Annotated in this window: 26 protein-coding genes; 14 read left to right on the top strand and 12 right to left on the bottom strand. The window is 61.9% G+C overall.

What is annotated here, in order from left to right; genetic code table 11:
- The first annotated feature begins 104 nt into the window (after nucleotides 1-104).
- Genes fabZ through lpxB form a run of 4 tightly spaced genes read left to right on the top strand, consistent with a single transcriptional unit; the run spans nucleotide 105 to nucleotide 3,330 of the window.
- Nucleotides 105-578 carry a 3-hydroxyacyl-ACP dehydratase FabZ gene (gene fabZ, locus DQ230_RS02400; RefSeq protein WP_113910896.1) on the top strand — a complete coding sequence of 158 codons (474 nt, stop codon included), beginning with the start codon at nucleotides 105-107 and terminating at the stop codon, nucleotides 576-578.
- Complete coding sequence (gene lpxA, locus DQ230_RS02395) at nucleotides 575-1,369, top strand: acyl-ACP--UDP-N-acetylglucosamine O-acyltransferase (RefSeq protein WP_113910895.1); 795 nt, start codon at nucleotides 575-577, stop codon at nucleotides 1,367-1,369. Before fabZ ends, lpxA begins: the two co-directional genes overlap by 4 nt.
- Nucleotides 1,370-1,372: 3 nt before the next feature.
- The gene (locus DQ230_RS02390; RefSeq protein ID WP_113910894.1) at nucleotides 1,373-2,182 is read left to right on the top strand and encodes an LpxI family protein; all 810 of its coding nucleotides are present in this window, start codon (nucleotides 1,373-1,375) and stop codon (nucleotides 2,180-2,182) included.
- Complete coding sequence (lpxB, locus tag DQ230_RS02385; RefSeq protein ID WP_113910893.1) at nucleotides 2,179-3,330, top strand: lipid-A-disaccharide synthase; 1,152 nt, start codon at nucleotides 2,179-2,181, stop codon at nucleotides 3,328-3,330. Before DQ230_RS02390 ends, lpxB begins: the two co-directional genes overlap by 4 nt.
- Before the next feature lie 4 nt (nucleotides 3,331-3,334).
- Here the strand turns inward: lpxB and mnmA are convergent, their stop codons facing one another.
- Complete coding sequence (mnmA, locus tag DQ230_RS02380; protein ID WP_113910892.1) at nucleotides 3,335-4,480, bottom strand: tRNA 2-thiouridine(34) synthase MnmA; 1,146 nt, start codon at nucleotides 4,478-4,480, stop codon at nucleotides 3,335-3,337.
- A gap of 161 nt (nucleotides 4,481-4,641) precedes the next feature.
- Between mnmA and sciP the strand changes: the two genes are divergently transcribed.
- The 5 genes from sciP to DQ230_RS17420 all read left to right on the top strand — a co-directional run bounded on the left by sciP (nucleotide 4,642) and on the right by DQ230_RS17420 (nucleotide 10,458).
- A complete protein-coding gene (gene sciP / locus DQ230_RS02375; RefSeq protein WP_113910891.1) occupies nucleotides 4,642-4,920 on the top strand; it encodes a CtrA inhibitor SciP in 279 nt (92 codons plus the stop codon).
- Nucleotides 4,921-5,013: 93 nt separating this feature from the next.
- Nucleotides 5,014-5,730, top strand: a complete 717-nt coding sequence (gene ctrA / locus DQ230_RS02370) for a response regulator transcription factor CtrA (RefSeq protein ID WP_113910890.1) — start codon at nucleotides 5,014-5,016, stop codon at nucleotides 5,728-5,730.
- Nucleotides 5,731-5,874: 144 nt separating this feature from the next.
- Complete coding sequence (gene ligA, locus DQ230_RS02365) at nucleotides 5,875-8,124, top strand: NAD-dependent DNA ligase LigA (protein ID WP_113910889.1); 2,250 nt, start codon at nucleotides 5,875-5,877, stop codon at nucleotides 8,122-8,124.
- An 8-nt stretch (nucleotides 8,125-8,132) separates the two neighbouring features.
- Nucleotides 8,133-10,223, top strand: coding sequence for an ATP-dependent DNA helicase RecG (gene recG, locus DQ230_RS02360; protein WP_113910934.1), 2,091 nt, complete (start codon nucleotides 8,133-8,135; stop codon nucleotides 10,221-10,223).
- 103 nt (nucleotides 10,224-10,326) lie between these two features.
- On the top strand, nucleotides 10,327-10,458 hold the full coding sequence (locus DQ230_RS17420; RefSeq protein ID WP_275263516.1) for a hypothetical protein: 132 nt from the start codon (nucleotides 10,327-10,329) through the stop codon (nucleotides 10,456-10,458).
- 223 nt (nucleotides 10,459-10,681) lie between these two features.
- Here the strand turns inward: DQ230_RS17420 and DQ230_RS02355 are convergent, their stop codons facing one another.
- Nucleotides 10,682-11,119, bottom strand: a complete 438-nt coding sequence (locus DQ230_RS02355) for an iron-sulfur cluster assembly scaffold protein (RefSeq protein ID WP_113910888.1) — start codon at nucleotides 11,117-11,119, stop codon at nucleotides 10,682-10,684.
- A 67-nt stretch (nucleotides 11,120-11,186) separates the two neighbouring features.
- On the opposite strand from DQ230_RS02355, the gene hisI reads away from it, so the two are divergent.
- The gene (hisI, locus tag DQ230_RS02350; protein ID WP_113910887.1) at nucleotides 11,187-11,543 is read left to right on the top strand and encodes a phosphoribosyl-AMP cyclohydrolase; all 357 of its coding nucleotides are present in this window, start codon (nucleotides 11,187-11,189) and stop codon (nucleotides 11,541-11,543) included.
- Between the two features lie 53 nt (nucleotides 11,544-11,596).
- Here hisI and gluQRS read toward each other — a convergent pair whose 3' ends face one another.
- The 3 genes from gluQRS to DQ230_RS02335 all read right to left on the bottom strand — a co-directional run bounded on the left by gluQRS (nucleotide 11,597) and on the right by DQ230_RS02335 (nucleotide 15,027).
- Complete coding sequence (gluQRS, locus tag DQ230_RS02345; protein ID WP_113910886.1) at nucleotides 11,597-12,481, bottom strand: tRNA glutamyl-Q(34) synthetase GluQRS; 885 nt, start codon at nucleotides 12,479-12,481, stop codon at nucleotides 11,597-11,599.
- A 40-nt stretch (nucleotides 12,482-12,521) separates the two neighbouring features.
- The gene (gene trmFO / locus DQ230_RS02340) at nucleotides 12,522-13,895 is read right to left on the bottom strand and encodes a methylenetetrahydrofolate--tRNA-(uracil(54)-C(5))-methyltransferase (FADH(2)-oxidizing) TrmFO (protein ID WP_113910933.1); all 1,374 of its coding nucleotides are present in this window, start codon (nucleotides 13,893-13,895) and stop codon (nucleotides 12,522-12,524) included.
- Nucleotides 13,896-14,241: 346 nt separating this feature from the next.
- The gene (locus tag DQ230_RS02335; protein WP_113910885.1) at nucleotides 14,242-15,027 is read right to left on the bottom strand and encodes an enoyl-CoA hydratase; all 786 of its coding nucleotides are present in this window, start codon (nucleotides 15,025-15,027) and stop codon (nucleotides 14,242-14,244) included.
- A 58-nt stretch (nucleotides 15,028-15,085) separates the two neighbouring features.
- On the opposite strand from DQ230_RS02335, the gene DQ230_RS02330 reads away from it, so the two are divergent.
- From DQ230_RS02330 to rpsI, 3 genes are all read left to right on the top strand, one after another.
- Nucleotides 15,086-15,514, top strand: a complete 429-nt coding sequence (locus tag DQ230_RS02330; protein WP_113910884.1) for a PaaI family thioesterase — start codon at nucleotides 15,086-15,088, stop codon at nucleotides 15,512-15,514.
- Between the two features lie 194 nt (nucleotides 15,515-15,708).
- Complete coding sequence (rplM, locus tag DQ230_RS02325; protein WP_113910883.1) at nucleotides 15,709-16,173, top strand: 50S ribosomal protein L13; 465 nt, start codon at nucleotides 15,709-15,711, stop codon at nucleotides 16,171-16,173.
- Complete coding sequence (rpsI, locus tag DQ230_RS02320; protein WP_113910882.1) at nucleotides 16,173-16,655, top strand: 30S ribosomal protein S9; 483 nt, start codon at nucleotides 16,173-16,175, stop codon at nucleotides 16,653-16,655. The genes rplM and rpsI overlap by 1 nt, the downstream gene beginning before the upstream one ends.
- A gap of 102 nt (nucleotides 16,656-16,757) precedes the next feature.
- On the opposite strand, the gene DQ230_RS02315 is transcribed toward rpsI, so the two are convergent.
- The 7 genes from DQ230_RS02315 to guaA all read right to left on the bottom strand — a co-directional run bounded on the left by DQ230_RS02315 (nucleotide 16,758) and on the right by guaA (nucleotide 23,113).
- A complete protein-coding gene (locus tag DQ230_RS02315; protein WP_113910881.1) occupies nucleotides 16,758-17,375 on the bottom strand; it encodes a TetR/AcrR family transcriptional regulator in 618 nt (205 codons plus the stop codon).
- On the bottom strand, nucleotides 17,368-18,255 hold the full coding sequence (ppk2, locus tag DQ230_RS02310) for a polyphosphate kinase 2 (protein ID WP_113910880.1): 888 nt from the start codon (nucleotides 18,253-18,255) through the stop codon (nucleotides 17,368-17,370). The genes DQ230_RS02315 and ppk2 overlap by 8 nt, the downstream gene beginning before the upstream one ends.
- Before the next feature lie 72 nt (nucleotides 18,256-18,327).
- A complete protein-coding gene (locus tag DQ230_RS02305; RefSeq protein WP_420820882.1) occupies nucleotides 18,328-19,263 on the bottom strand; it encodes an alpha/beta fold hydrolase in 936 nt (311 codons plus the stop codon).
- 16 nt (nucleotides 19,264-19,279) lie between these two features.
- Nucleotides 19,280-20,203 (bottom strand): homoserine O-acetyltransferase MetA, encoded by a 924-nt coding sequence (metA, locus tag DQ230_RS02300; protein WP_113910879.1) that lies wholly within the window; start codon nucleotides 20,201-20,203, stop codon nucleotides 19,280-19,282.
- Between the two features lie 40 nt (nucleotides 20,204-20,243).
- Nucleotides 20,244-21,104 carry an ATPase gene (locus DQ230_RS02295; RefSeq protein WP_113910878.1) on the bottom strand — a complete coding sequence of 287 codons (861 nt, stop codon included), beginning with the start codon at nucleotides 21,102-21,104 and terminating at the stop codon, nucleotides 20,244-20,246.
- 74 nt (nucleotides 21,105-21,178) lie between these two features.
- Nucleotides 21,179-21,490 (bottom strand): carboxymuconolactone decarboxylase family protein, encoded by a 312-nt coding sequence (locus DQ230_RS02290; RefSeq protein WP_113910877.1) that lies wholly within the window; start codon nucleotides 21,488-21,490, stop codon nucleotides 21,179-21,181.
- Nucleotides 21,491-21,550: 60 nt separating this feature from the next.
- The gene (gene guaA / locus DQ230_RS02285; protein ID WP_113910876.1) at nucleotides 21,551-23,113 is read right to left on the bottom strand and encodes a glutamine-hydrolyzing GMP synthase; all 1,563 of its coding nucleotides are present in this window, start codon (nucleotides 23,111-23,113) and stop codon (nucleotides 21,551-21,553) included.
- A gap of 166 nt (nucleotides 23,114-23,279) precedes the next feature.
- On the opposite strand from guaA, the gene DQ230_RS02280 reads away from it, so the two are divergent.
- A complete protein-coding gene (locus tag DQ230_RS02280; protein ID WP_113910875.1) occupies nucleotides 23,280-24,824 on the top strand; it encodes a trimethylamine methyltransferase family protein in 1,545 nt (514 codons plus the stop codon).
- Nucleotide 24,825 lies beyond the last annotated feature (1 nt).

The raw sequence follows: 24,825 nt of genomic DNA, 5'->3' as shown, positions 1-24,825 counted from the left end.
ACGGGCTGAATTGCTACAGATTTGCGCAAATTGGGCGCCGTCTGCCCGCAGTCAGGGCACCGCCCGGAACGAACAGCGTCCGTGCGGCGCCTGAAAGGAAAACGATGACACAGACGCTGCAAACTGCCGATATTCACATGATTCAGCGGCTGATCCCCCATCGCTATCCATTCCTGCTGGTCGACAAGGTGCGCGACATCGACGGATATCAATCGGCCACGGGCATCAAGAACGTGACCATGAACGAGCCGCATTTTCAGGGCCATTTTCCAGGCAAACCCATCATGCCCGGTGTCACCATCATCGAGGCGATGGCGCAGACGGCGGCCGTCATGGTGGGCACCGCGCTGGAAATGCAGGATAAAAACATGCTGGTCTATTTCATGGCCATCGAAAGCTGCAAGTTCCGCCGCATGGTGGTGCCGGGCGATGTGCTGGAGATGCGCCTGACAACGCAGCGCGGCAAGCCGGGCGGCAAGGTCTGGAAATTTGCCGGTGTGGCGTCGGTAGATGGCGAAATGGCTTGCGAGGCGTCCTTTACCGCGATGATGGATCTGGGCGGGACCAAGGCGGAATGAACACCAGCGGTATTCATCCCGGCGCCATTATCGAGGATGGCGCACAGATCGGCGCAGGCTGCGTGATTGGTCCCTTTTGCCACATCGGCCCTGATGTACGCCTGGGCGCCGGCGTGACGTTGAAAAGTCACGTCGTGATCACCGGCGACACGACCATCGGTGAGGGCAGCACGGTCTACTCCTTTGCTTGCATTGGAGAAATTCCTCAGGATCTGAAATTCCAGGGCGAAAAGACCCGTCTGCAAATTGGCGCGCGCGCCCGCATTCGCGAGCATGTGACGATCAATACCGGGACGGCGGGTGGTGGCGGGCTAACGCAGGTTGGCGATGATTGCCTGCTGATGGCGGGCTGTCATATCGCGCATGACGTGCGCGTCGGCAACCGGGTGATCGTGGTCAATAATGCCGCACTGGCGGGGCATTGCGTGGTTGAGGATGACGTGATTATCGGCGGCCTGTCGGGCGTGCATCAGTTTGTACGGATCGGACGCGGTGCCATAATCGGCGCTGTGACCATGGTGACCAATGACGTGATTCCCTATGGCCTGGTACAGGCGCCGCGCGGTGTGTTGGACGGGCTGAACCTGGTGGGGCTGAAACGGCGCGGCGTGGGCCGGGCCGATATCACGGCGCTGCGCGCGGCGTTCCAGATGCTTGCGCAGGGCGAAGGCACATTTCAGGAGCGGGCGCGCCGCATGGGGGCAGAGACGGACAGCGCCTATGTTGCTCATATCGTTGACTTTGTGACCGCCGCCAGCGACCGTTCATTTCTGACACCGGGGCAGGGTTAGACTGTGGCGGGCCGTCTTGCCATCCTCGCTTGTGGCGGCGCATTGCCTGTGATGCTGGCGCGCGCGCACCCCGATGCGGTACACTTTACCCTGCGCGGCGTCCCGAGCGAGCTGTCAGCCAGCGCGCAGGAATTTCCGCTGGAACAGATCGGCGCTTTGTTCGCGGCAATGAAGGCGGAAGGCGTCACGCGAATGGTTTTTGCCGGCACGCTGACGCGACCGGCGCTGAACCCGGCTGAATTTGACGCCGAGATGATGCGCCTTGCACCCGGCCTGATGGCGGCGATCCCGCAAGGGGACGATGCGCTGCTGCGCTTTGTGATTTCCATGTTTGAAGAGCAGGGATTTGCGGTGCTGGGTGCGCATGAGCTTTTGCCGGGTTTGACGGCGCAAGGGGGGCTGACTGCCGGACCAGCGCCGTTGCCCGTCGATCTGACCGATGCCGCACGCGGTGCGCATATCCTGACGGCAATTTCCCCCTTGGATATCGGGCAAGGCTGCGTTGTGGCGGGCGGCCAATGTCTGGGAATTGAGACGGTGCAGGGCACAGATGCGCTACTGGCCTATGTCGCACAGACGCCTGCCGCACTGCGCCGCGGTGCGCGCGGCGTCTATGTAAAGGCGCCTAAAGCCGGGCAGGATCTGCGCATAGATATGCCGACAGTCGGGCCAAGGACTGTGGCAGCGGTGGCGGATGCGGGGCTTGCCGGGCTGGTGATCGCGGCGGGAAAAGTTGTTCTCATGCAGCGCGCTGAAACCTTGGAACTGGCGCAGGAGCGCGGAATATTCCTGATTTCTCAGGATATTGCATGAAGGTCTTCATCCTGGCTGGGGAGGCTTCCGGTGACCGTCTGGGGGCGGCACTCATGGCCGGATTGAAAGAGCTGACAGACGTCGAGTTTCAGGGCATCGGCGGCGCGCTGATGCAGGCCGAAGGGCTGGACAGCTTGTTTGCGATGGACGAACTCAGCGTTATGGGCATCACAGAGGTGTTGCCGAAATATCGCCACCTCAAGCGACGGATTCGCCAGACGGCTGACGCCGCGCTGGCCAGCGGCGCGGATGTGTTAATCACCATTGACAGTCCCGATTTTTCGCTGCGCGTGGCCGCGCTGGTCAAGGCGCGCAGCGCGATGCGCACGGTTCATTACGTGGCGCCGTCCGTCTGGGCCTGGCGCGCCGGGCGGGCGGCCAGGATGGCCAAGGTGATCGACCATGTTCTGGCGCTGCTGCCGTTCGAGCCGCCCTATATGCAATCGGCCGGAATGGAGTGCGATTTCGTCGGGCATCCTGTTGTGGCTGAACCGCAGGCGAGCGCGTCAGATATCAGTGAATTCCGCCGGCGCAACGATTTGGGCGATGCGCCTGTCTTGCTGGTCTTGCCCGGCTCCCGCAAGGGCGAGGTCGCGCGGCTGGGTCCGATTTTCGGCAAGGCGCTGGCGCCGGTCATTGCGCGGCATCCGGATCTGCGGGTGGTTGTGCCCACTACGGCGCATGTGGCGCCCATCTTGCGCGGGGTCATCGCGGACTGGCCGGTGGCGCCGGTTCTGATTGACCCAAGCAACATGAAGAGCGCCGACTACAAGCATGAAAAGATGTGCGCATTCGGCGCGGCCACGGGCGCGCTGGCGGCATCGGGGACAGTGTCGCTGGAACTGGCAGCCAGCGAAACCCCGATGGTGATCGCCTATGATGTCAGCTGGATCAGCAGGCAGATCATCGCCGCGATGCTGAAGATCGACACGCTGACGCTGGTCAATCTGGTCAGCGAAACCCGCGCCATTCCCGAATGCAACGGCAAGCATTGCAATCCGCCGGAAATAAGCGCCGCATTGCTGAAAATGCTGGACGCTCCGGGTGCGCAGTTAGCCGCAATGCAGCTAACGATGCAGCGGTTAGGCAAAGGCGGTGACGCGCCGGGCTTGAGAGCGGCGCGCGCGGTGCTGAGCGGGCTGGAATAGCCCGTCAGTAACCGCGCCAGATCCAGCCACCGCCGAAGATGCGCGTGCTGTCGCTGTCGTAGAACACGCAGGCCTGACCGGGCGCGACGCCTTCCTCCGGGGTCAGCAATTCCACTTCGGCCGTTGTGGGCGACAGGGGGCGCACGATCGCCTCGCGCGGGGCGCGGGTGGAGCGGACCTTGACCGACAGTTGCCGCACCGGCACCGCGTCAAACGCATCATCGCCCAGCCAGTTAATCTCGCGCACGGGCACGATCGCGGTGCTGAGCATTTCTTTTGGCCCGACAATGACTTGTCGCGCATCCACGTCCAGCTTGACCACATATAGCGGCGATTCCAGCCCGCCAATACCCAGCCCGCGCCGCTGTCCGACGGTGTAGTGCAACACGCCCTCATGCTGGCCCAAAACAGTGCCGTCGGTGTCGACAATCTCGCCCGGCTCGGCAGCGCCGGGGCGCAGTTTCTCGATGACAGCGGCGTAATTGCCATTGGGAACAAAGCAGATATCCTGACTGTCGGGCTTGTCCGCCACGCTCAGCCCGTATTTGGCTGCCAATGCGCGGGTTGCGTCCTTGGAGGGCAGGTGGCCCAGTGGGAAGCGCAGATAATCCAGCTGCTCCGGCGTGGTGGAGAACAGGAAATAGGACTGATCGCGGTTCGCATCCTCGGCAGAATGCAGCTCGGGTCCATTTGCGCCCATTTTGCGCTGAATATAATGCCCGGTTGCCATGCAATCGGCCTCCAGATCGCGCGCGGTTCCCAGCAGATCCTTGAACTTGACCCGCTCGTTGCAGCGGATGCAGGGAACGGGCGTCGCGCCAGCCAGATAGCTGTCGGCGAATTCGTCGATCACGGCCTCCTTGAAGACGTTCTCATAATCCAGAACATAGTGGGGAAAGCCCATTTCCTCGGCCACGCGGCGGGCGTCGTGGATATCAAGCCCCGCGCAGCAGGCGCCCTTTTTGGCCAGCGCCGCGCCGTGGTCATATAGCTGCAAGGTGACGCCGACCACGTCGTAGCCTTCTTCGGCCAGTTGCGCCGCCACGACCGAACTGTCGACGCCGCCCGACATGGCGACGACAACGCGCGTTTGCGCTTCGGGCTTGGCAAAGCCAAGCGAATTGATGCGGGGGGCGGCATCGAGAGCCATATGCGTATTCCTTTGCAGATCTATGGCCGTGATATAGGGGCGCGGGCCGGGAAACGCAAAACGGTTTAGCTAAATCCTAGGTACTTTGCCGCCGGTGTTTCAGGCGGCGTTAACAACGCAAGATGCATCTTTGCCTTCGGTATATTAGGGGGATTGGAACGATGTATCTGAAAAAAGTCGAAGGCGTACGCGCGGTAACCTTGCCAGACGGCAAGGCAATGACGCAGGCCGATTTGCCGCCCGCAAACACGACCCGCTGGGTCGCCTCGCGCAAGCTGGCGGTGGTGCGCGGCGTACTCTATGGCCTGATTTCGCAGGGCGACGCCTGCGCGCGCTATGGGCTGAGCGATGAAGAGTTTGCCGAGTGGGTGCGCGCGGTGTCGTTGCATGGGGAACAGGCGTTGAAAGTCACCGCTTTGAAAAATTATAGACAACCCTGAGTTGTTTTCGCTAAATGTTCGCTTACGGTAACTTGTAGTTAACCAATTTTGGTCAAGGTTGGTGCGAACAGATCCTACATGCGGAGTAAGCGAATGCGTATCCTTTTGGTTGAAGACGATCCCACCACGTCGAAAAGCATCGAATTGATGCTGACGCACGCCAATCTTAACGTTTATACGACGGAATTTGGCGAAGAAGGGATCGATCTGGCCAAACTGTATGATTACGATTTGATCCTGCTCGACATCGGGTTGCCGGACATGACGGGCCATGACGTATTGCGACAGTTGCGGCTGGCAAAGATCGAAACGCCGATTCTGATCCTGTCAGGTGCTGATGATACTGAAAGCAAGATCAAGGGCTTCGGCTTTGGCGCCGATGACTATCTGACCAAACCGTTTCACCGCGAGGAGCTGGTTGCGCGTATTCACGCCATCATCCGCCGGTCCAAGGGACACTCTCAATCGGTGATCCGGACCGGCAAGATCCACGTCAATCTGGATGGCAAAACCGTCGAAGTCGGCGGCAAAACCGTGCATCTGACCGGCAAGGAGTACCAGATGCTTGAGCTGCTCAGCCTGCGCAAGGGCACCACACTGACCAAGGAGATGTTCCTGAACCACCTTTATGGCGGCATGGACGAACCTGAGCTGAAAATTATCGACGTATTCATCTGCAAATTGCGCAAGAAGCTGAGCGTGGCAACGGGCGGTGACAGTCATATCGAAACGGTCTGGGGCCGTGGATACGTCCTGCGCGACCCCGAGCCATCGGATCTGGACGGTCAGCGGCTTGCCATCGGCGCCTGAGGCGGGCGGGCAAAACTTGCGGCAGGGGTGTCACCTTGCATTCGGTATATCCGGCATCCGGCCTCTGGACTGCACCGGGGTCGCGCCCTATCACTTGACCGTAATGACAGGCCGCAAGGCTGAGGGGTAACGCCGGGGGCACCAATGCACGACGCGCGCAAGGCAGGCTCGCTGACCGAGCAGGAAGCAAAAGCCGAACTGGAAAGGCTGGCAGAGACGCTGCTGCGCGCGGATGCCGCCTATCACGGGGAGGATGCCCCGCTTGTCAGTGATGCCGACTATGACAGTCTGAAGCGGCGCAATGCCGAAATAGAAGCACAATTTCCGCACCTTAAGCGCGCCGATAGCCCCAGTGATACAGTCGGCGCGGCGCCATCCGAGCGGTTTGGCAAGGTGACGCATGCGCAGCGGATGATGTCGCTGAGCAATGCGTTTGACGATGCGGAAATCACGGAATTCGACCAGAGGGTGCGCAAATACCTGGGCGTGCCGTCCGGCGCTCCGCTTCGCTACACGGCCGAGCCCAAGATTGACGGACTTAGCCTGAGCCTGCGCTATGAAAATGGCGCGCTGGTTCAGGCGGCAACGCGCGGAGACGGGGCCGTTGGCGAGAATGTGACAGCCAATGCGCGGACAATAAAAGATATTCCTGAAAACCTGACGGGCGCGCCGGATATTCTGGAGGTGCGCGGCGAAGTCTATATGAGCCACGCTGATTTTACCGCGCTCAACGCGCGGCAGAGCGATGCGGGGGCGAAAACCTTCGCCAATCCGCGCAATGCTGCCGCCGGATCCCTGCGGCAGCTTGATGCGGCGGTGACGGCCAGTCGCCCATTGAGGTTTTTCGCGTATGCGTGGGGCGAGCTAAGTGCGCCGCTGGCCGGTACACAGTTTGAGGCGATTGCGAAGCTGAATGCGCTTGGGTTTTCAACCAACCCGCTGACCGCGCTTTGCGATGGTCCCGACGATCTGGTGGCACATTATGCCCAGATTGAACAGCAGCGCGCCAGCTTGGCCTACGATATTGACGGCGTGGTCTACAAGGTGGACGATCTGGAGTTGCAGCGGCGTCTGGGCTATCGCAGCACAACGCCGCGATGGGCGATCGCGCATAAATTCCCCGCGGAACTTGCCTGGACGCGGCTGGAGGCGATCGAAATCAACGTTGGCCGCACCGGTGCGCTCAGCCCGGTTGCGCGTCTTTCGCCCGTGACGGTCGGCGGCGTCGTGGTCAGCAACGCCACCTTGCATAACGAGGATTACATCGCAGGGCGCGGCGGCGACGGCAGCCCCATACGGGGCGGCAAGGACATTCGGATTGGCGATTGGGTGCAGGTCTATCGCGCCGGCGATGTGATTCCCAAAATATCTGATCTGGACCTCGGCAAACGCCCCGATAATGCCAAACCGTTCAGTTTCCCGACGCTTTGCCCGGAATGCGGGTCGGACGCCATTCGCGAGGACGGTGACGCGGTCCGCCGCTGCTCTGGCGGGCTGGTCTGCCCGTCGCAAGCGGTCGAAAAGCTGAAGCATTTCGTCAGCCGCGCAGCATTTGACATCGAGGGGCTGGGCGCCAAGCAGATCGAGATGTTTCATGCTGATGACCAATTACCGGTCCAAACCCCCGCCGATATCTTCACGCTGGAGGCGCGGGACAGGAATAACCTGACGAAACTCGCCAATCGCGAGGGCTGGGGCGACCTGAGCGCGCGCAACCTTTTTGCCGCGATTGAGCAGTGCCGGACGGTGCCCCTTGCGCGACTGATCTTCGCGCTTGGTATCCGCCATGTCGGCGAGGTGGCAGCCCGCGATCTGGCCCGTCATTTCGGCAGTTGGGAGGCGCTGGTTGATGCGGTCGACACAGCTGCCCCGGCTGCCGCCTGCGAGTTGCAGGCCGACGCCGCCGAAGCAGCAGAGCGGCAGCTGGCCACGTCCGAAGGGCGCAGGGCGCGGATAAAACCGGTGCGCGATGCGGTATGGGGTGAACTGGATGCGCCGGCGCTGGCCGCGTGGCGCGACCTGATCGGGATCGACGGCATCGGCGCGACGGTTGCGGTATCGCTGGTCACCAGCTTCCAGCAAAAGGCCGAGCGGGCGTCGATTGACCGGTTGGTCGAAGAACTGACAATAGAGGACGCCGCGCCGCCGATGTCAGGCAACAGCCCCGTCGCGGGCAAGACTGTGGTATTTACCGGTACGCTGGACAAAATGACACGTGCCGAAGCCAAGGCGCGGGCAGAGGCGCTGGGGGCCAAGGTATCGGGCAGCGTTTCGGCGCGCACGGATATTCTGGTGGCGGGGCCGGGCGCCGGCTCCAAGGCGGCGAAGGCGGCGGAGCTGGGTGTTGAAACGATGGATGAGGACGCTTGGCTGGCGCTGATTGGCGGCGCATGAGCGACGTCGTGAAAGGTCGGCCAGAGGCGCTGTTTCCGCTGTTTGCCGATATCGAAACGCTGCCGGGCGTCGGGCCGAAATCCGCCAAGCTTCTGGAAACGCTTCATATCGAGCGGCCGGTTGATCTGGTATTTACCCTGCCGCAATCGGGGATCGACAGGCGCAAGCGTGCCAGTGTCCTGGACGCGGATTTGCCCGGCACCGTCACGGTTGAGGTAATCGTCGGCCAGCACCGCGCACCAGCGCGCCGCGGCGGGGCCTATCGCGTGACGGTAGAGGACGCGCAGACCACGTTTCAGATCGTCTTCTTTCGCGCGCATGACGAGCATTTGCGCCGTGTTCTGCCCACCGGGGCGCGGCGCGTTGTATCGGGCAAGGTGGAGCTGTTCGATGGTGTCCCGCAGATGGTGCATCCCGACTACATGCTGCCCGCGGAGGAGGCGCAGGATATTCCGGATTTCGAGCCGGTCTATCCACTGACCGCCGGGCTGACGCAAGGTGCAATGCGCAAGGCGGCGCAGGCGGCGTTGACCCGGTTGCCGGATCTGGCGGAATGGATAAATCCGGGCCAGAAGACCAAGGAAAACTGGCCCGATTGGGCCGCCGCGATTCAAGGCGCGCATGTGCCGCAAAACATGGCCGATCTGGGGGCGACGCACCCCGCGCGCGCGCGTCTCGCCTATGACGAGTTGATGGCGCATCAGATCACGCTGGCGCTGGCGCGTTCGCAACTCAAACGCTCCAAAGGGCGCGCAACGATTGGCACCGGACGATTGCAGGCGCGGGTGATGGCGGCGCTGCCCTATCGCGCGACGGGCGCACAAACCCGCGCGATAGCCGAGATTTCTGCGGATATGGGGCGGGAAATGCGCATGAACCGTCTTCTTCAGGGGGATGTCGGGGCGGGCAAGACGCTGGTCGCGCTGAACGCGCTTCTGGTCGCGGTCGAGGCGGGCGGGCAGGGCGTGATGATGGCTCCGACCGGCATATTGGCGCAGCAGCATCTGGAAGGGTTGCGCCCGCTGGCCGACTCCGCGGGCGTCGTGCTGGAAATCCTGACGGGCCGTGACAAGGGGGCCGAGCGGCGGGCAAAACTGGCCGCGCTGGCGGCGGGCGACATTCAGATATTGGTCGGAACCCATGCGGTGTTTCAAAAGGATGTGGAATTCAGCGATCTGCGCCTTGCCATCATAGACGAGCAGCACCGTTTTGGCGTGCGCCAGCGGCTGGAACTGGGCCGTAAAGGGGCGGCTGTGGACGTCCTGGTGATGACGGCAACGCCGATTCCGCGCAGCCTGAGCCTGGCGCAATATGGCGATATGGACATCAGCGTGCTGGACGAAAAGCCGCCGGGGCGCAAACCGATTGCCACGGCGCTGATCAATATGACGCGCCTGCCCGAGGTGGTCGAGAAATTGCGCCACGCGATTGGCGAGGGGCGGCAAGCCTATTGGGTCTGCCCGCTGGTGGACGAAAGCGAGCTGAGCGATCTGAGCAGCGCCGAAGAGAGATTTCGCCATCTGCGCGCCACCCTTGGGGAGGGGCGCGTCGGTCTGGTGCATGGCCAGATGCCACCCGAAGAGAAAGATGCTGCCATGGCCGCGTTTCAGCGCGGCGAGACGTCTGTTCTGGTGGCGACGACGGTGATCGAGGTGGGGGTGGATGTGCCCAATGCGTCGATTATGGTGATCGAGCGCGCCGAAAGTTTCGGGCTTGCCCAGCTGCATCAGCTGCGCGGACGGGTCGGGCGCGGCAGCGCCGCCTCCACCTGCCTGCTGATGTACCAAGCCCCGCTAAGCGAAGGCGGCGAGCGGCGGCTTGCAACGATGCGCGATACCGAAGACGGCTTTCGCATCGCGGAGGTCGATCTGGAGATGCGCGGCGCCGGGGATGTGATCGGCACGGCGCAATCGGGCCTGCCGCGGTTCCGCATTGCAGATATCGAAGGGCAGGCGGGCCTGATGGCCGTGGCGCAGAGCGATGCCCGCAAATTGCTGTCTGATGATCCGGACCTGACCAGCCCACGCGGCCGGGCGGCCCGTGTTCTGTTGTGGCTGATGGAGCGTGATCAGGCGATTCGTTTGATTTCAGTTGGTTAAGACCTTCCTGCAAATTTTTGCCTCAAATGTTCTCATAAAGTTCTTTACAAAGCGTTTATGAAATGAGAACAAAGTGGCAACTGGATTCAGGAAGGGAGCCAATATGATACATCAGATCAAAACCGCCGCCGCCCGATCTCAAGAAACGCTGCTGGGTGATGCAGTCGGCGCTGCCGCTTTGATGGTGATTTTGATGGGCTGCCTGTATTTCCCCGGACTTTCACAGGGATTTTGATCGACCGTTTCTGCCTGCGATTTTTCCATGCCTGTTCGTTCCTTGCATCGTCATCCCCAATCATGATGCACGGCGAAGACACTGCCTGTCACAGCTCGCGCCGGGGTTTGCCCTCAGACCTGCGGTATTTCGGACAGGGTTCCACACGGGAAAACGCAAACTTTCGCCGCCATCCTTTACCGGATGCGCGGCGTTTTTTTTGCTCAGGTGTCACGTAATGGCGTCAGCAGGCGGCTTCGGCGGCCTCGACTGCGGCCTCGACGGCCAGCATGATGGATGCGTGGCGGTTTTTGTAATCCTGCGCCGGTCGCAAGACTTCGAGCCCGTCAAACGGGGCCGGCGGGGTTGGGCCATCCTCGGTCAGCATCAGCTTTAGCGCATCGCGGGCCGCGCGTATCTGCGCCGTAGTACAGCCGACGATATGCCCGCCAACGACGCTGGCCGCCGCCTGACCCAGCGCGCAGGCTTTGACGTCCTGGCCGAAAGCGGTCACTTTGCCATCCTCGCATGTCAGATCCACCGTGACGGTCGATCCGCATAGCGGCGCGCGGCGCTGGACGGTCGCGCCCGGCGCATCCAGCCGTTGATGCAGGGGGATGTCAGCGGCAAGCGCAAGAATGCGCGACGAGTAGAGTTTGATCATGTCAGTATTGGCGGTCATGGCTGGTCCTTCGCTCGCTTGGTCCTTAGATAAGGCGCGAGTTGCCAGATGCAAAAGGAAAAGGCCAATGCGTTTCGATCCCGCCAGTCTGACATATAATGACGCAGGGCTGATCCCGGCAATCGCACAGGATGCCGCATCCGGCGAGGTGCTGATGATGGCCTGGATGAACGCCGCCGCCGTCGCGCAAACGCTCGATACGGGAAGGGTAACCTATTGGTCACGCTCGCGAAAGGCATTTTGGGTGAAGGGCGAGACGTCGGGGCACACGCAAAAGCTGGTCGAGTTTCGCGTTGATTGTGACCGTGACTGCCTGCTGCTGAAGATTGAGCAGACCGGGCCTGCGTGCCACACCAACCGGCGCAGTTGTTTTTACACGCTTGTCGAGGATGGTGCAGAAGCCGTGACGCTGGCGCCCATGTGAGCCTGCGGGATCTTGGGTATTTGGACCAAGAAAAAACACGGGCGTCAGGGAAATTAATGTCTCGTGAGGTTTAGCATCTGGCGAATGTCAGCCGGGGTTGCGCCGTCTGCCCGATATTTGGAAATGGCCCGTGCATCGTCGCGTTTGGCCAGCCGTTTGCCCGTATCGTCGCGGATCAGGCGGTGGTGATGGTAGGCGGGGGTTTGCAGGTTCAGCAGGTGTTGCAGGATGACGTGGATCACGGTCGCATCAAACAGGTCGGCGCCGCGTGGAATCAGCGTTATGCCTTGCGCAGCATCATCCAGCACAACGGACAGATGGTAGGATGTGCCCATGGCCGGGCGTGCCAGCACAATATCGCCGATTGATGTATGCACATCGTCCCATGAGGTATGGATCACCTCGGCGTGGCCATTCGTAGGCGTGCCGGTTTCGGTAAAGGTCAGGGCTGCGTCCGCGAGCGTGGATTGTGCGGCGCGCATGTCGAGACGGAGCGCCGTGCCCGGTGGGGGAAGCGGCGCCACTGGCGTCTGCGGCGTTACTGGACGGCATGTTCCTGGATAGATTGTGCCGTCTGGTCCGGTCAGGGGCGCGCCTTCCTGGGGGGCGGTGGCGGCGGCGGAAATGTCGCGGCGGGTGCATGTGCAGGGGTAGATAAGCCCGCGGTGCCACAGCGCCGTCAAGGTTGATTGATATTGCGCCAGCCGCGCTGATTGCCGCATGACAGGCTGCGGCCATGACAGGCCGAGCCATGCCAGATCATGCAATATCTGCTCTTCCCACTCGGGGCGGCTGCGCGACTGGTCAATGTCCTCGATACGCAGCAGAAATGTGCCGCGTCGGGCCATTGCCAGGTCATGTGCGAGCAGAGCGGAATACGCATGACCCAGATGAAGGGGGCCGGTCGGCGATGGCGCGAATCGGGTGATTATAGTCATGATATATCAGATGGTTGAGCGCCCAAGTTCACCTTCAGGATTAGCTGCCGCTGTCTGCCAGCCACGCTTGCCATGCGGCCTTGGCGCGGTCTGTGTAGGCTTTGTAGCGATCCATGCGGCCCCGGCGCCCGCCCTTGAGGCCATCCACCGGGCGGAACAGGCCGAAATTGATATTCATCGGCTGGAACGTCTTCGCCTCGGCGCCGCCGGTGATGTGATGAATGAGGGCGCCCATGGCGCTGTCTTGCGGCGGGCTGGGCAGGGGCTTGCCCAGTATGTCGCCTGCGGCAAGCCGTCCGGCCAAAAGGCCCATTGCGGCGGATTCGACATACCCTTCGACACCGGTGATCTGGCCGGCGAAACGGATATGCGGATGCGCGCGCCACCGCATTTGATCGTCCAGCAAGGTGGGGGAGTTCAGAAAGGTATTGCGGTGAATACCGCCAAGCCTGGCAAAGCGCGCATCCTCCAGACCGGGGATCATGCGAAGCACATCCGCTTGCGCGCCATACTTCATCTTCGTCTGGAATCCGACGATGTTATAGAGCGTTCCCAACGCATTGTCGCGGCGCAACTGGACCACCGCCCATGGTTTGACCTCGGGCTGGTGGGGGTTGGTCAGGCCGACAGGCTTCATCGGGCCGTGGCGCAAGGTTTCTCGGCCGCGTTCGGCCATGACTTCGATCGGCAGGCAGCCGTCGAAATACCCAGCGGTTTCGCCTTCGTGGAATTCGGTTTTGTCGGCGGCCAGCAGCGCATCAATGAACGCATCATATGTCTCGCGGTCCATCGGGCAGTTCAGATAGGCGGTGCGTTCGTCTTCGGTGTCGCCCTTGTCATAGCGCGATTGCATCCACGCCCGCGTCATATCGATGCTGTCATAGTGGATGATGGGGGCGATGGCGTCAAAGAAGGCCAGCGCATCACTGCCCGTCTCGGCGGCGATCGCCTGTCCGAGCGCCGCTGACGTCAACGGGCCCGTTGCGATGATCCACTGGCCATCCTTGGGCAGGTCCGTAACCTCGGACCCGGAAATTGTGATGTTTGGATGCGCGCGCAGGGCGGCTGTGACGGATGCGGCAAACGGATCACGGTCGACCGCAAGCGCGCCGCCGGCGGGCAGGCGGTGCTGGTCCGCGGTCTGCATGATAAGGCCATTGGCAGCGCGCATTTCCCAATGCAGCAGGCCGACGGCGTTTTGCTCGTCATCATCCGAGCGGAAGGAGTTGGAGCACACCATCTCCGCCAGATCGCCAGTGCGATGCGCAAAAGTGCCGGTTTGCGGGCGCATTTCGTGAATCACGACCTGCACGCCCATATTGGCGGCCTGCCATGCGGCCTCGGCACCGGCCATGCCGCCGCCAACGATGTTGAGTATCTGTGTCATGGCACCGCAGATAGTGCATGACCGCATCATTGGGAAGTCCCCGCAGCGTGGCGCGGCATTTGCTGTGCTGAGCATTTGCTGTGCTGAAATGGGGGAGAGATAATTCGGGTCGCCGCGTCAGCCAAGTCGATAGCCAGTGAGAGGCTGGCCTGGAGGGACGTGACGGTGACTGCGGCGACCCAAATTCTGTCTCCAACGTAGCCTTGCAATGGCCGCATTGGAAGCAAAATGTGGCCAATTACGGCAGAAAAACGGCGGGTATGAACAGGTTGAGCCAAAGTTTACGAAACACTGCCAACGATTTGCAGCAACTGGATGCGTTTGGGAAACAGACATGGTGCATGCAGCGCCCCAAACGCGATTCGCGTCGCTTCTATTGGGACCAGTCGGGCGCGCGCTTGGCCAAAAATGCCGCAATGCCTTCGGCGGTGTCGTCCAGCATCGTGTTTTCCGTCATCGCGGTACCCGCATGGACATAGGCTTGCTCAAGCGGCAGTTCGACCTGTTCGTAAAACGCGGCCTTGCCGACGCGCACGGCACTGCCCAGCTTGGCGGCGACTGTATCGGCCAGCTTCATCGTCTCGTCCGTCAGGGCACTTGCCGGTACGGCGCGATTGATCAGGCCAAGTTCGGCCGCACGTGCCGCATCGATAAAGGCGCCGGTGGACAGCAGTTCAAACGCGTGCTTGCGCGACAGGTTGCGGCTGAGCGGGACTGCCGGAGTTGAGCAGAACAGGCCGATATTGACGCCATTGACGCCGAATTTCGTGCCCTCCGCCGCGATGGCCATGTCGCAGGAGGCGACCAGCTGGCAGCCGGCAGCGGTGGCGATGCCGTGTACTTCGGCGATGACGGGCTGGGGCAGGGCGCGGATGGACAGCATGACGGCGGCGCAGCGTTTGAAAAGATCGCTGAAAAAGGCCCGCCCGTCGTCGTCCGCATCGCGGCCTGCCGTCATTTCCTTCAGGTCGTGGCCTGCGCAGAACACCTTGCCTGCGCCTGCCAGCACAACGGCGCGAATGGTCGGATCCTCGGCCAAGGCGGCCAGATGGTCTGCCAATGCGGCCAGCATCGCATCGCTGAGCGCGTTCAGCCGATCGGGGTTGTTCAGGGTCAGCCGCGCCACGGCGCCGGTATCGCTGCGTTCGATCAATGCCATCTTGTCTCTCCTTAACTGATACGTTCAAGTGTAGTGGGACCCGTGTCAGGAGGAAAGCATGACGTTGAAGATGTCCATCGCAGATCTTGAGGCGTTCATGTCGGCCCAGTTCCCGCAGGTTGCCCATGATTTCACGGTCGATGCGGTGGCGCCGATGCAACTGGCGTTGCGCTTGAACGTGTCGGAGCGCCACCTGCGTCCGGGCGGCACCGTGTCGGGTCCGGCAATCTTTGCGCTGGCCGATGTGGGTGTCTATCTGGCGGTGCTGGCCATGATCGGGCCGCAGGCACTGGCGGTCACGACGAATTGCAGCATCGATTTCATGCGCAAACCGGCGGCCGATGCCAACCTGATCGCGCAGGTTCGGCTGCTGAAACTGGGCCGCGTTCTGGCTGTGGGCGATGCGCTGGTTTATTCCGATGGATCGGACGCGCCAGTGGCGCGTGCCAGCATGACCTATTCCATTCCGCCCGCGCCGCACAGGTGATGCGCGCGGCCTGACCGGGGAATATCGGCGTCAAGTGATGGGGTATTTGAATACCTAATTTGTAAGTCATTGGGATTGCGTGGCAAATTGCGCAAAACGCGCATTGACGTGGCGCGGCCAGCCTATATAACCCGCCCATCACCACCGGGCAGGCCATTGCGGCGCCCATTCCGGCAAAATAGGGTTCTCCTGACATGAAGACATTCTCTGCAACACCGGCAGATATCGACAAGAAATGGATCATGATCGACGCGGAAGGCGTCGTTCTTGGCCGTCTCGCGTCGATCATCGCCATGCGCCTGCGCGGCAAGCACAAGGCCAGCTTTACGCCTCACATGGACATGGGCGACAACGTCATCGTCATCAACGCCGACAAGGTCCAGCTGACCGGCAAGAAGCGTGACAAGCCGAACTACTGGCACACCGGCCATCCGGGCGGCATCAAGTCGCGCACCACCGGCGAGATCCTCGAGGGCAAATACCCCGAGCGTGTCGTCATGCAAGCGGTCAAGCGCATGCTGCCGGGTAACCGTCTGAGCCGCACACAGCTGACCAATCTGCGCGTCTACGCAAGCGCCGAGCATCCCCACGAGGCGCAAAGCCCCGAGGTGCTGGACGTCAAGAATATGAACTCCAAGAATACGCGGGTGGCTCACTGATGTCTGACGAAATCAACACATTGCAGGACCTTGACGCGATCGCATCGGGCACTGCACAGGTCGAAGAAACACCGCGTGAGCCGGTCCGCGACGAACTGGGCCGTTCCTACGCCACGGGCAAGCGCAAGGATGCGGTCGCCCGTGTCTGGATCAAGCCTGGCTCGGGCAAGGTCATGGTCAATGGCAAGGAAATGAAGGTGTATTTCGCGCGCCCGGTTCTGCAAATGATCCTGCGCCAGCCGTTCACCATTTCCGGCACCGAGGACCAGTTTGACGTGATGGCAACTGTCGTCGGCGGCGGTCTGTCCGGTCAGGCCGGCGCGGTCAAGCACGGCATCTCGAAAGCGCTTCAGCTTTATGATCCCAGCCTGCGCGGCGCCCTGAAAGCGGCAGGTTTCCTGACACGCGACAGCCGTGTTGTCGAGCGTAAGAAATATGGCCGTGCCAAGGCGCGCAAGAGCTTCCAGTTCTCCAAGCGTTAATTGCTTGTGCACTCTGTTTGCGAAAGGGCTGTCCACGGGCGGCCCTTTTAACGTTTTACCTTAAGTTTTTCGGCTATGGTATTGACTGGAAACGGAATCCAATCACCCGTCTGGCGCGATCAACCCCAAACCGCGCAGATAAATCCCGATACCCGACTCCAGCAGATCCTCTGGCACAAACGGGCTGGCTGATCCGGGTGACCCGCGCGCGAACAGTTCAACCACCCCATGGCTCATCGCCCAGATATGGGCGGAGAACATCGCGGCAGGCGGCCGTTTTTCCTGCGGGATGTGCTCGCACAGCTGCGCGGCGGCCTGCTCCAGCACGCGGCGCGCGGCGGCGGCGGCGGCGGCCAGTTCTGGTGTGCGGTTGACGGAAATGCCGCTTTCGAACATGGCGATGTAGTGACCGGGATGTTTGCGGGCAAACGCCAGATAGGCACGGCCCGTCGCCTCGAACGCGGCAAGCGCCGAAGGCTGCCCCGAACGGTAGGCCAGGCCCATCAGCGTTGCAAATATCTCGTAGCCTTGCAAAGCGACCTCGGCAATCAGATCCTCGCGCCCGGCAAAATGGCGATAGACTGCGGCCGGGGTGACACCGGCCTTTTTGGCCGCCTCGGAGAGGGTGAAGCCGGTCGGGCCTTTTGCCTCGATCAGGGTCAGGGCCGAGTCGACCAATGCCTGCCGCAGGTTGCCGTGATGATAGCCCTGCTTAGACATCCGCGCCCTCGGCCGGCGCCCAGATTTCAAGGCCCGCGCTGATGGCCGGATCGACATCGCCGATCGCGGCCTGATCCTTGGTCGCGTAAGGGACGGCGTTCAGGACGCGCCGGATCGCCTCGATGCGGGCGCGGCGTTTGTCATCTGACCGGATGATCGTCCAAGGGGCGTGGGCGGTATCGGTGCGGTCCAGCGTACTGGTGATGGCGGAGGAATATTCGTCCCACTTCTTCAGCCCCTCAACGTCGATCCAGCTGAGTTTCCACTGTTTAAGCGGATCGGCCTCGCGCACCAGCATACGGCGCAGCTGTTCGGCCCGCCCGACGTTCAGCCAGATCTTGATCAAAATGATACCGTCCTGCACCAGCATCTTCTCAAAGGCGGGGGTCTGGTCAAAGAACAACGCGCGCTCTTCGGCGGTGCAAAAGCCGAATACCGTCTCGACCACGCCGCGATTGTACCAGCTGCGATCATAGCAGACGATTTCGCCAGCGGCGGGCAGGTGGCGGATGTAGCGCTGGAAATACCACTGCGTCCGTTCGATCTCGGACGGTTTTGACAGGGCCACCACGCTTGCGCCACGTGGATTAAGATGCTCGCGCAAGCGTTTGATCGTGCCTCCTTTTCCGGCGGCATCGCGACCTTCGAATACAACGGCGATGCGCGCGCCCGAGGCTTGCGCCCATGACTGCATCTTGACCAGTTCGATCTGCATCGCGGTCAGGCTGGCCTCGTAATGATCGCGGTCCATCCGTTTGGAGTAGGGGTAATCGTCGCCCAGTATATGACGCTTGCCCGCAGTGCGGATCGCCTCGCGGATCGGATCAGGGGCGCCGTGCCGAAAGAACGCGCTGATTGCGCCATCAAAGGGGAGGGTCATCTGCTGCAAATCCTTTAGCGCCGCCGTATTGTGCCAGTATGGTGCGGCAGCTGCGCAGGTGCAATCGCAGTGCTACAGACCGGCGCGGCGGGCGGCACGATCAATAGCCGCCACCACCGCATCCTCGGCCGCGTGATGGGCCATGTGGCCAATGCCGGGCAGCCGCGTCAGCGTGGCGCCGTCGATCTGGTCCACCAGTTTTGCCGAATGGATCTCAAGGCCCACCGTGGTGTCGGCGGTGCCATGCACAATCTCTGTCGGGGCGGTGATACTGCCGTAAAGCGGCACCAATGCTTTGATTTCGCTCAGTATATTCGCCCTTTGATCGGCATTCGCACGCAGGGAGACACGGCGCAAGGTCAGCGCGGCGCCGACGTGATCGGCATATCCTTCGGGCGCGCTTTGAGGATCGAACACAGCCTCAACAGCGTTTTCCACAACGGATTTCGGAACAAAGGCAGTGATCAGTGGCACAATCACGGCCTGTCCGAAACGGGACGAGGTGATGCGGTAAAACGTGCTGAGCGGCGCATCCCAAGGGTTGGACGCGGCAGCAACCGGGATCAGCGCGGCCACATCATCGGGGGACTGCGCGGCCCAAGCCAGCGCGACAGCGCCGCCATAGCTTTGCCCCATCACAATCGGCCTGGCTGCGCCCAGTTGCTGTGCGGCGGCGCGCAGAAGCGTTGCTTGCTGGCGCAGGGTTGCGCCCGTGGTGTTCAGGCGCTCGGTATAGCCCAGACCGGGGCGGTCAAACACGATCACGCGGTAACGTTCGGCCAGTCGCGGCGCCAGTGAGAAGGTCATGTCTCGCGTGTTGCCGCTGGCGCCGTGGATCAGCACCAGATCCGGCCCGCTGCCCATCACAACCGCGTGGACCTGCGTGCCGTCCACATCCAACAGCTGCCCCTCTGGCGGGAAATCACGAAGCGCTTGGCCTTCGCGCATTGCTGCGGCGATCTGAACGACGGCGATCAGCGCCGCTATGGCAAAGGCGATATATATCAAGGCCTTGCGCACGCGGTCATGTGCCGATTGTGGCAATGTCGTAGGGCGTTGTCTGGTAGATCTGCGAAATCCAGTTGCCGTACAGCAGGTGCGCATGGCTGCGCCACCGGTTGCGCGGCGCCTGCGACGGGTCATCGCCCGGATAGTAATTGCAAGGCACGTTGATCGGCGTTCCGCTGGCGATGTCGCGGTCGTATTCCTGCTTTAGCGTGTCGCTGTCATATTCAAAATGGTTGAACACATACAGCGCGCGATGCGCCTGATCCTCGACCAGACAGGGGCCGACCTCGTCACTGTGCAGCAAGGTCTCAAGGCCCGGCACCGCGTCGATTTCATCCTTGCGCATTTCGGTCCAGCGGCTGACAGGCACAACCATATCGTCTGAAAACCCCCGCAAGTAAGGCGAGGCGGGATTCATGTTCTCGTGCCGGAAGCAACCAAACGCCTTGGCGTCCAGTATGTGTTTTTTGACGCCATGAAAGTGGTTGATCATCGCCATCCCGCCCCAGCACACGCCAAAGGTGGAGTGGACATGGGTTTGCGTCCAGTCGAATACGCGCTGCATTTCGTCCCAGTAGGTGACGTCGACAAAGTCCAGATGCTCGATCGGGGCGCCGGTGATGATCAGGCCGTCGAACTTTTCATCGGCCGCGAACACGTCGGCAAAGGATCGATAAAAGCTCTCCATATGGTCGGCGGCCGTATTGCGCGCCTGATGTTCGGTCATGCGAATAAGGCTCAGATCAATCTGAAGCGGGGTCGCGCCGATCAGGCGCGCGAACTGGTTTTCCGTCTGGATCTTTTTCGGCATCAGGTTCAGCAGTCCGATGCGCAGCGGGCGGATGTCTTGTGTGGCGGCCTGATCCTCGTCCATGACCATGACACCCTCGCGCGTGAGCACGTCGTATGCGGGCAGGTCGGCTGGGATCTTGATGGGCATTTGGCAGGTCCGTCAATTAGGAAGGCTGGTAGATATGAGGTTATTCGCGGCGCTCAATGGCCTTTGCGATCACATCCGTGAAACTGGCGGCGTCCGTGATGTGACCTACATCGTCCGGCGTGAGCGTGACACCCCATGGCGCCATCGCCTCGTAACGCGGTTTGCGGTGTGCCAGTGCGCGGGCATAGGTCCAGCGAATGAATCTGTCAGGATTAACCTCGGACTCCACGCAGTTGTTTTCGCGCAAATATTCGGCCCATGCATCGGTCAGGAACTCGGGCTGATAGGCCATCGGTTTGGGCGCGCGATCAAAGCGGCGGATCAGCTCGGCGGTGTGTGCCTCGCTTCCCTCCAGCCGGATCAGCAGACAGTGGCGCGACAGCTCGGTCAGCAGTGGATCGTCCGGGTCGTTGCCATCCACCCATTCGCAGATCGAGCCGCCCGTGTCGCAGATGAAATTGGGGTAGTCATAGAGGCGCCGGGCGCGGTCGATGAAATAGGCGGTGTCGTGCAGCGCGGCGATTTCGGCGCGGCGGAACTGATCCTGTCGCGTCCGGTACTCGTCTATCGGCATTCCGCCCAGCTCGACATTGCCGGGTTTGCCCAGATAGGTCGATACCGGCGCCAGATTGTCGAACGTGATGTTCGAGCCGATATAGATCGAATCCGACAGCAGCAGATCACGCAGAAACGGCACCTGCATGGCGTGCGCCTTGGCATTGTCGGCGATCAGCTCGCCCATATAGCGCGTGCCGATCCGGTAATCGATGGAGTAGTGAAACCAGCCGCCCGAGGCGCGCAGCATATTTGACAGATGCGTCTTGCCCAAGCCGGACATGCCGTAGAACAGCACATGCTTTTCTGGCGCGGCGCGCCATGTCTTTGCATCAGGGTATAGCATGGTGCGCCTCACTTTGGGTCACTGCCGCCTGAACAATAACCTGTGTTGCCTCAATCGGTTACAGCGCCGCTGGTTTAGCTGGCGTCGTCCTCGATCCACGTCTTGGCCGCAACTGCGCGCGGCAGGCCGAGCGGGCCGATGGCCAGCAGGGCGACCTGATTGATCGCGGCGTCCTCGATCCCTTCGGAGCGCGCACGGCGGCAATGCGAATGCACGGCGCCTTCGGAATCGGCGCCGATGGCCAGCGCCAGCTTGACAAGGCGGCGTTCGCGGTCGGTCAGCGGTCCGGCTTCGGCGCAGGCCTTGCCGAGGGCGGAATAGGCCTGCCAAAGGTCGGGATGCTGTTCGGCCAGATCACCTGCGGCTCCGGGCATGGATTTTGTCATTTCGGTATCCTCTGATTGCGGTCCGGTTTATCCCAAGCGTTTTATCACCTTATGAGGTGATCATTCCCATTCGATGGTGCCCGGCGGTTTGCTGGTGATGTCATAGGTCACGCGGTTGATGCCGCGCACCTCGTTGATGATGCGTGTCGCCGTCTCGCCCAGAAATTCGTGGGTGAAAGGGTAATAATCGGCGGTCATGCCGTCAACGGATGTCACTGCGCGCAGGGCGCAGGCGAAATCATAGGTGCGGCTGTCGCCCATGACGCCCACGGTGCGCACCGGCAGGATTGCAACGAACGCCTGCCAGATTTCATCATAAAGCGCGTGCTTGCGGATCTGGTCGATATAGACGGCATCGGCCTTGCGCAGGATGTCCAGCTTTTCGCGGGTAATCTCGCCGGGGCAGCGGATGGCAAGGCCCGGACCGGGGAAGGGGTGGCGCCCGATGAAGCTGGCCGGCAGGCCCAGTTCCATGCCCAGCGCGCGGACCTCATCCTTGAACAGCTCGCGCAGCGGCTCGATCAGTTTCAGGCCCATCTTTTCCGGCAGGCCGCCGACATTGTGGTGCGATTTGATCGTCACCGATGGCCCGCCGGAGAAGCTGACCGACTCGATGACATCGGGGTAGAGCGTGCCCTGCGCCAGGAATTCGGCGCCCTCGATCTGGTTCGCGTATTTCTGGAACACGTCGATGAACAGGCGGCCGATGATTTTTCTCTTGGTTTCCGGGTCACTTACACCGTCAAGCTCACCCAGAAACAGATCCGCCTCATCCGCGTGGATCAGCGGGATGTTGTAATGGTCGCGGAACATGGTGACGACCTCGTCAGCCTCGCCCTGACGCAGGAGGCCGTGATCGACGAACACGCAAGTCAGCTGGTCGCCGATCGCCTCGTGGATCAGAACCGCGGCGACGCTGGAATCCACGCCGCCCGAAAGCCCGCAAATCACCTGTTTGTCGCCGACCTGTTCGCGGATCTGGCGCACGGCCTCTTCGCGGTAGGCTGCCATGGTCCAGTCGCCGGTGAATCCGGCGTCCTGAATGAAGTTCTGGAAAAACGTTTTGCCGTTCGGGGTGTGATGCACCTCGGGGTGGAATTGCACGGCGTAGAAGCGGCGCTCCAGATCGGCGGTCACTGCGAAGGGCGCACCGGGGGATGTGCCGTAGATCTCGAAACCGGGGGCGATGGCGGCGACGTGATCGCCATGGCTCATCCAGACCTGCTCGCGCGATTCCAGAAACCAGCCTTTCAGCAGGTCGATGCGCGTGTCGGTCGGTGTCACATAGGCGCGGCCGAATTCGGCGGTGCCGTCGCCGCGCTCGACGCGGCCGCCCAGCATTTGCATCATCACCTGTTGGCCATAGCAGATGCCCAGGACGGGCACGCCCATCTCGAACACCGCTTGCGGCGGGCGGGGCGATTCTGCGTCGATCACGCTGGCCGGGCCGCCCGACAGGATAATGGCGCGGGGGGCCATATCCTTCAGAAAGGCGTCCGTAACCTTTTGGAACGGGTGGATTTCGCAATAGACGTCCAGCTCGCGCAGGCGGCGCGCAATCAGCTGCGTGACCTGGCTGCCAAAGTCGATGATAAGAAGGCGTTCATGCTGTATGTCTGTCATGCATGCCTAGTAGGACGCGCCGCCGATTTGCGCAAGAGGCTGCGCCATGTCGCTTTCCCCCCTCAAGCGGCGCAAATCGGCAGCGCCCGGCGCGCGGCGCGCGGTAAGCAGGGCGCATCAAACGGCCCCGGATGGGGGCGTGCAGGATTCCAAAGGGGCACTAGACATGGCAGAAGTTGAGGCGCCGCGGCGCGCACGGGGTGGCGGCGGAGCCGCGCGGCGGGCCGAACGCACCGCTGTCAGCATGGATACCGCAAAGTACATCGAGCGGAATATCCCCGTCTATAACATGCTCAGCGAAGAGGCGCTGGAGATCATCGAGGCCAACGCCGAGACGGTTCTGGCCGAAGTCGGCGTCAACGTGGTCGACAACCCCAAGGCGCTGGAGCGCTGGCGCGAGGCCGGCGCCGAGATCGACGGCGAGCGCGTGCGCATCCCCCGCGGCCTTGCCCGCAAGCTGTGCGCGACCGCGCCCAGTACATACACACAGCACGCCCGCAACCCTGCCCGCAATGTCGAGATTGGCGGCAACACGCTGGTCACCGCGCCGGTGTATGGCCCCCCGTTCGTGCGCGACATGGAAGGCGGGCGGCGCTATGCCACCATGGACGATTTCCGCAAATTCGTGAAGCTGGGCTATATGTCCAAATGGCTGCACATGTCGGGCGGCACAGTCTGCGAGCCGACCGATATTCCGGTGAACAAGCGGCATCTGGACATGCTGCACGCGCATATGACGCTGTCGGACAAGCCGTTCATGGGGTCCGTGACCGACCCCAGCCGCGCGCAGGACAGTGTTGATATGTGCGGTATCCTCTTTGGCGAGAAATTCGTGCAGGAAAACACGGTGATGACGTCGCTGATCAACGTCAACTCGCCGCTGACATTCGACGATGTGATGATGGGCGCGCTGGAGGTCTATGCCGCCAACAATCAGGCCTGCATCATCTCACCCTTTATCGTGGGGGGCGCGATGGCGCCCGTCTCGGTGATCGGTACGCTGACGCAGGTTCTGGCCGAGGTGCTGGCGGGCGTCGCCTACAGCCAGCTGATCCGCCCCGGCGCGCCGGTGATCTTTGGCGCGTTCGTCACGTCGATCGACATGAACTCGGGCGCGCCCACCTTCGGCACGCCGGAGGCGAGCCATATCCTCTATGGCGCAGGCCAACTGGCGCGGCGGATGAACCTGCCGTATCGGTCGGGCGGGGCGCTGTGCGGCTCCAAGCTGCCCGATGCGCAGGCAGCCTACGAATCGGCGCATACGCTGAACGCGGTGCTGATGGGCGGCGTGAACTTCATGCTGCACAGCTGCGGCTGGCTGGAGGGCGGACTGGTCGCCGGATTCGAGAAATTCGTGATGGATGCCGACCAACTGGGCGTTCTGCATAACATGGCGCGCGGTGTCAGCCATGACGAGAACGGGCAGGCGATGGATGCCATCCGTGAGGTTGGTCCGGGCGGTCACTACCTCGGCTGCGCGCATACGCAGGCCAATTTCAAGGATGCGTTCTGGCGTACCGAACTGCTGGATTACAAACCGTTCGAGACATGGGACGAGGAAGGCGCGCGCGACACGATGACGCTGGCCAACCTGCGCATGCACCGGATGCTGGACACCTATCAGCGCCCGTCACTGGATCAGGGCATCACCGATGCGCTGGACGAATATGTTGCAAAAAAGAAGGCGTCGATGCCCGACGCCTTCATCTGAA

This window comes from Roseovarius dicentrarchi (assembly GCF_003316635.1).
Taxonomy (GTDB): domain Bacteria; phylum Pseudomonadota; class Alphaproteobacteria; order Rhodobacterales; family Rhodobacteraceae; genus Roseovarius; species Roseovarius dicentrarchi.
The sequence above is the reverse complement of the archived record's forward strand: the minus strand, read 5'-3'. Positions and strand labels throughout refer to the sequence as shown.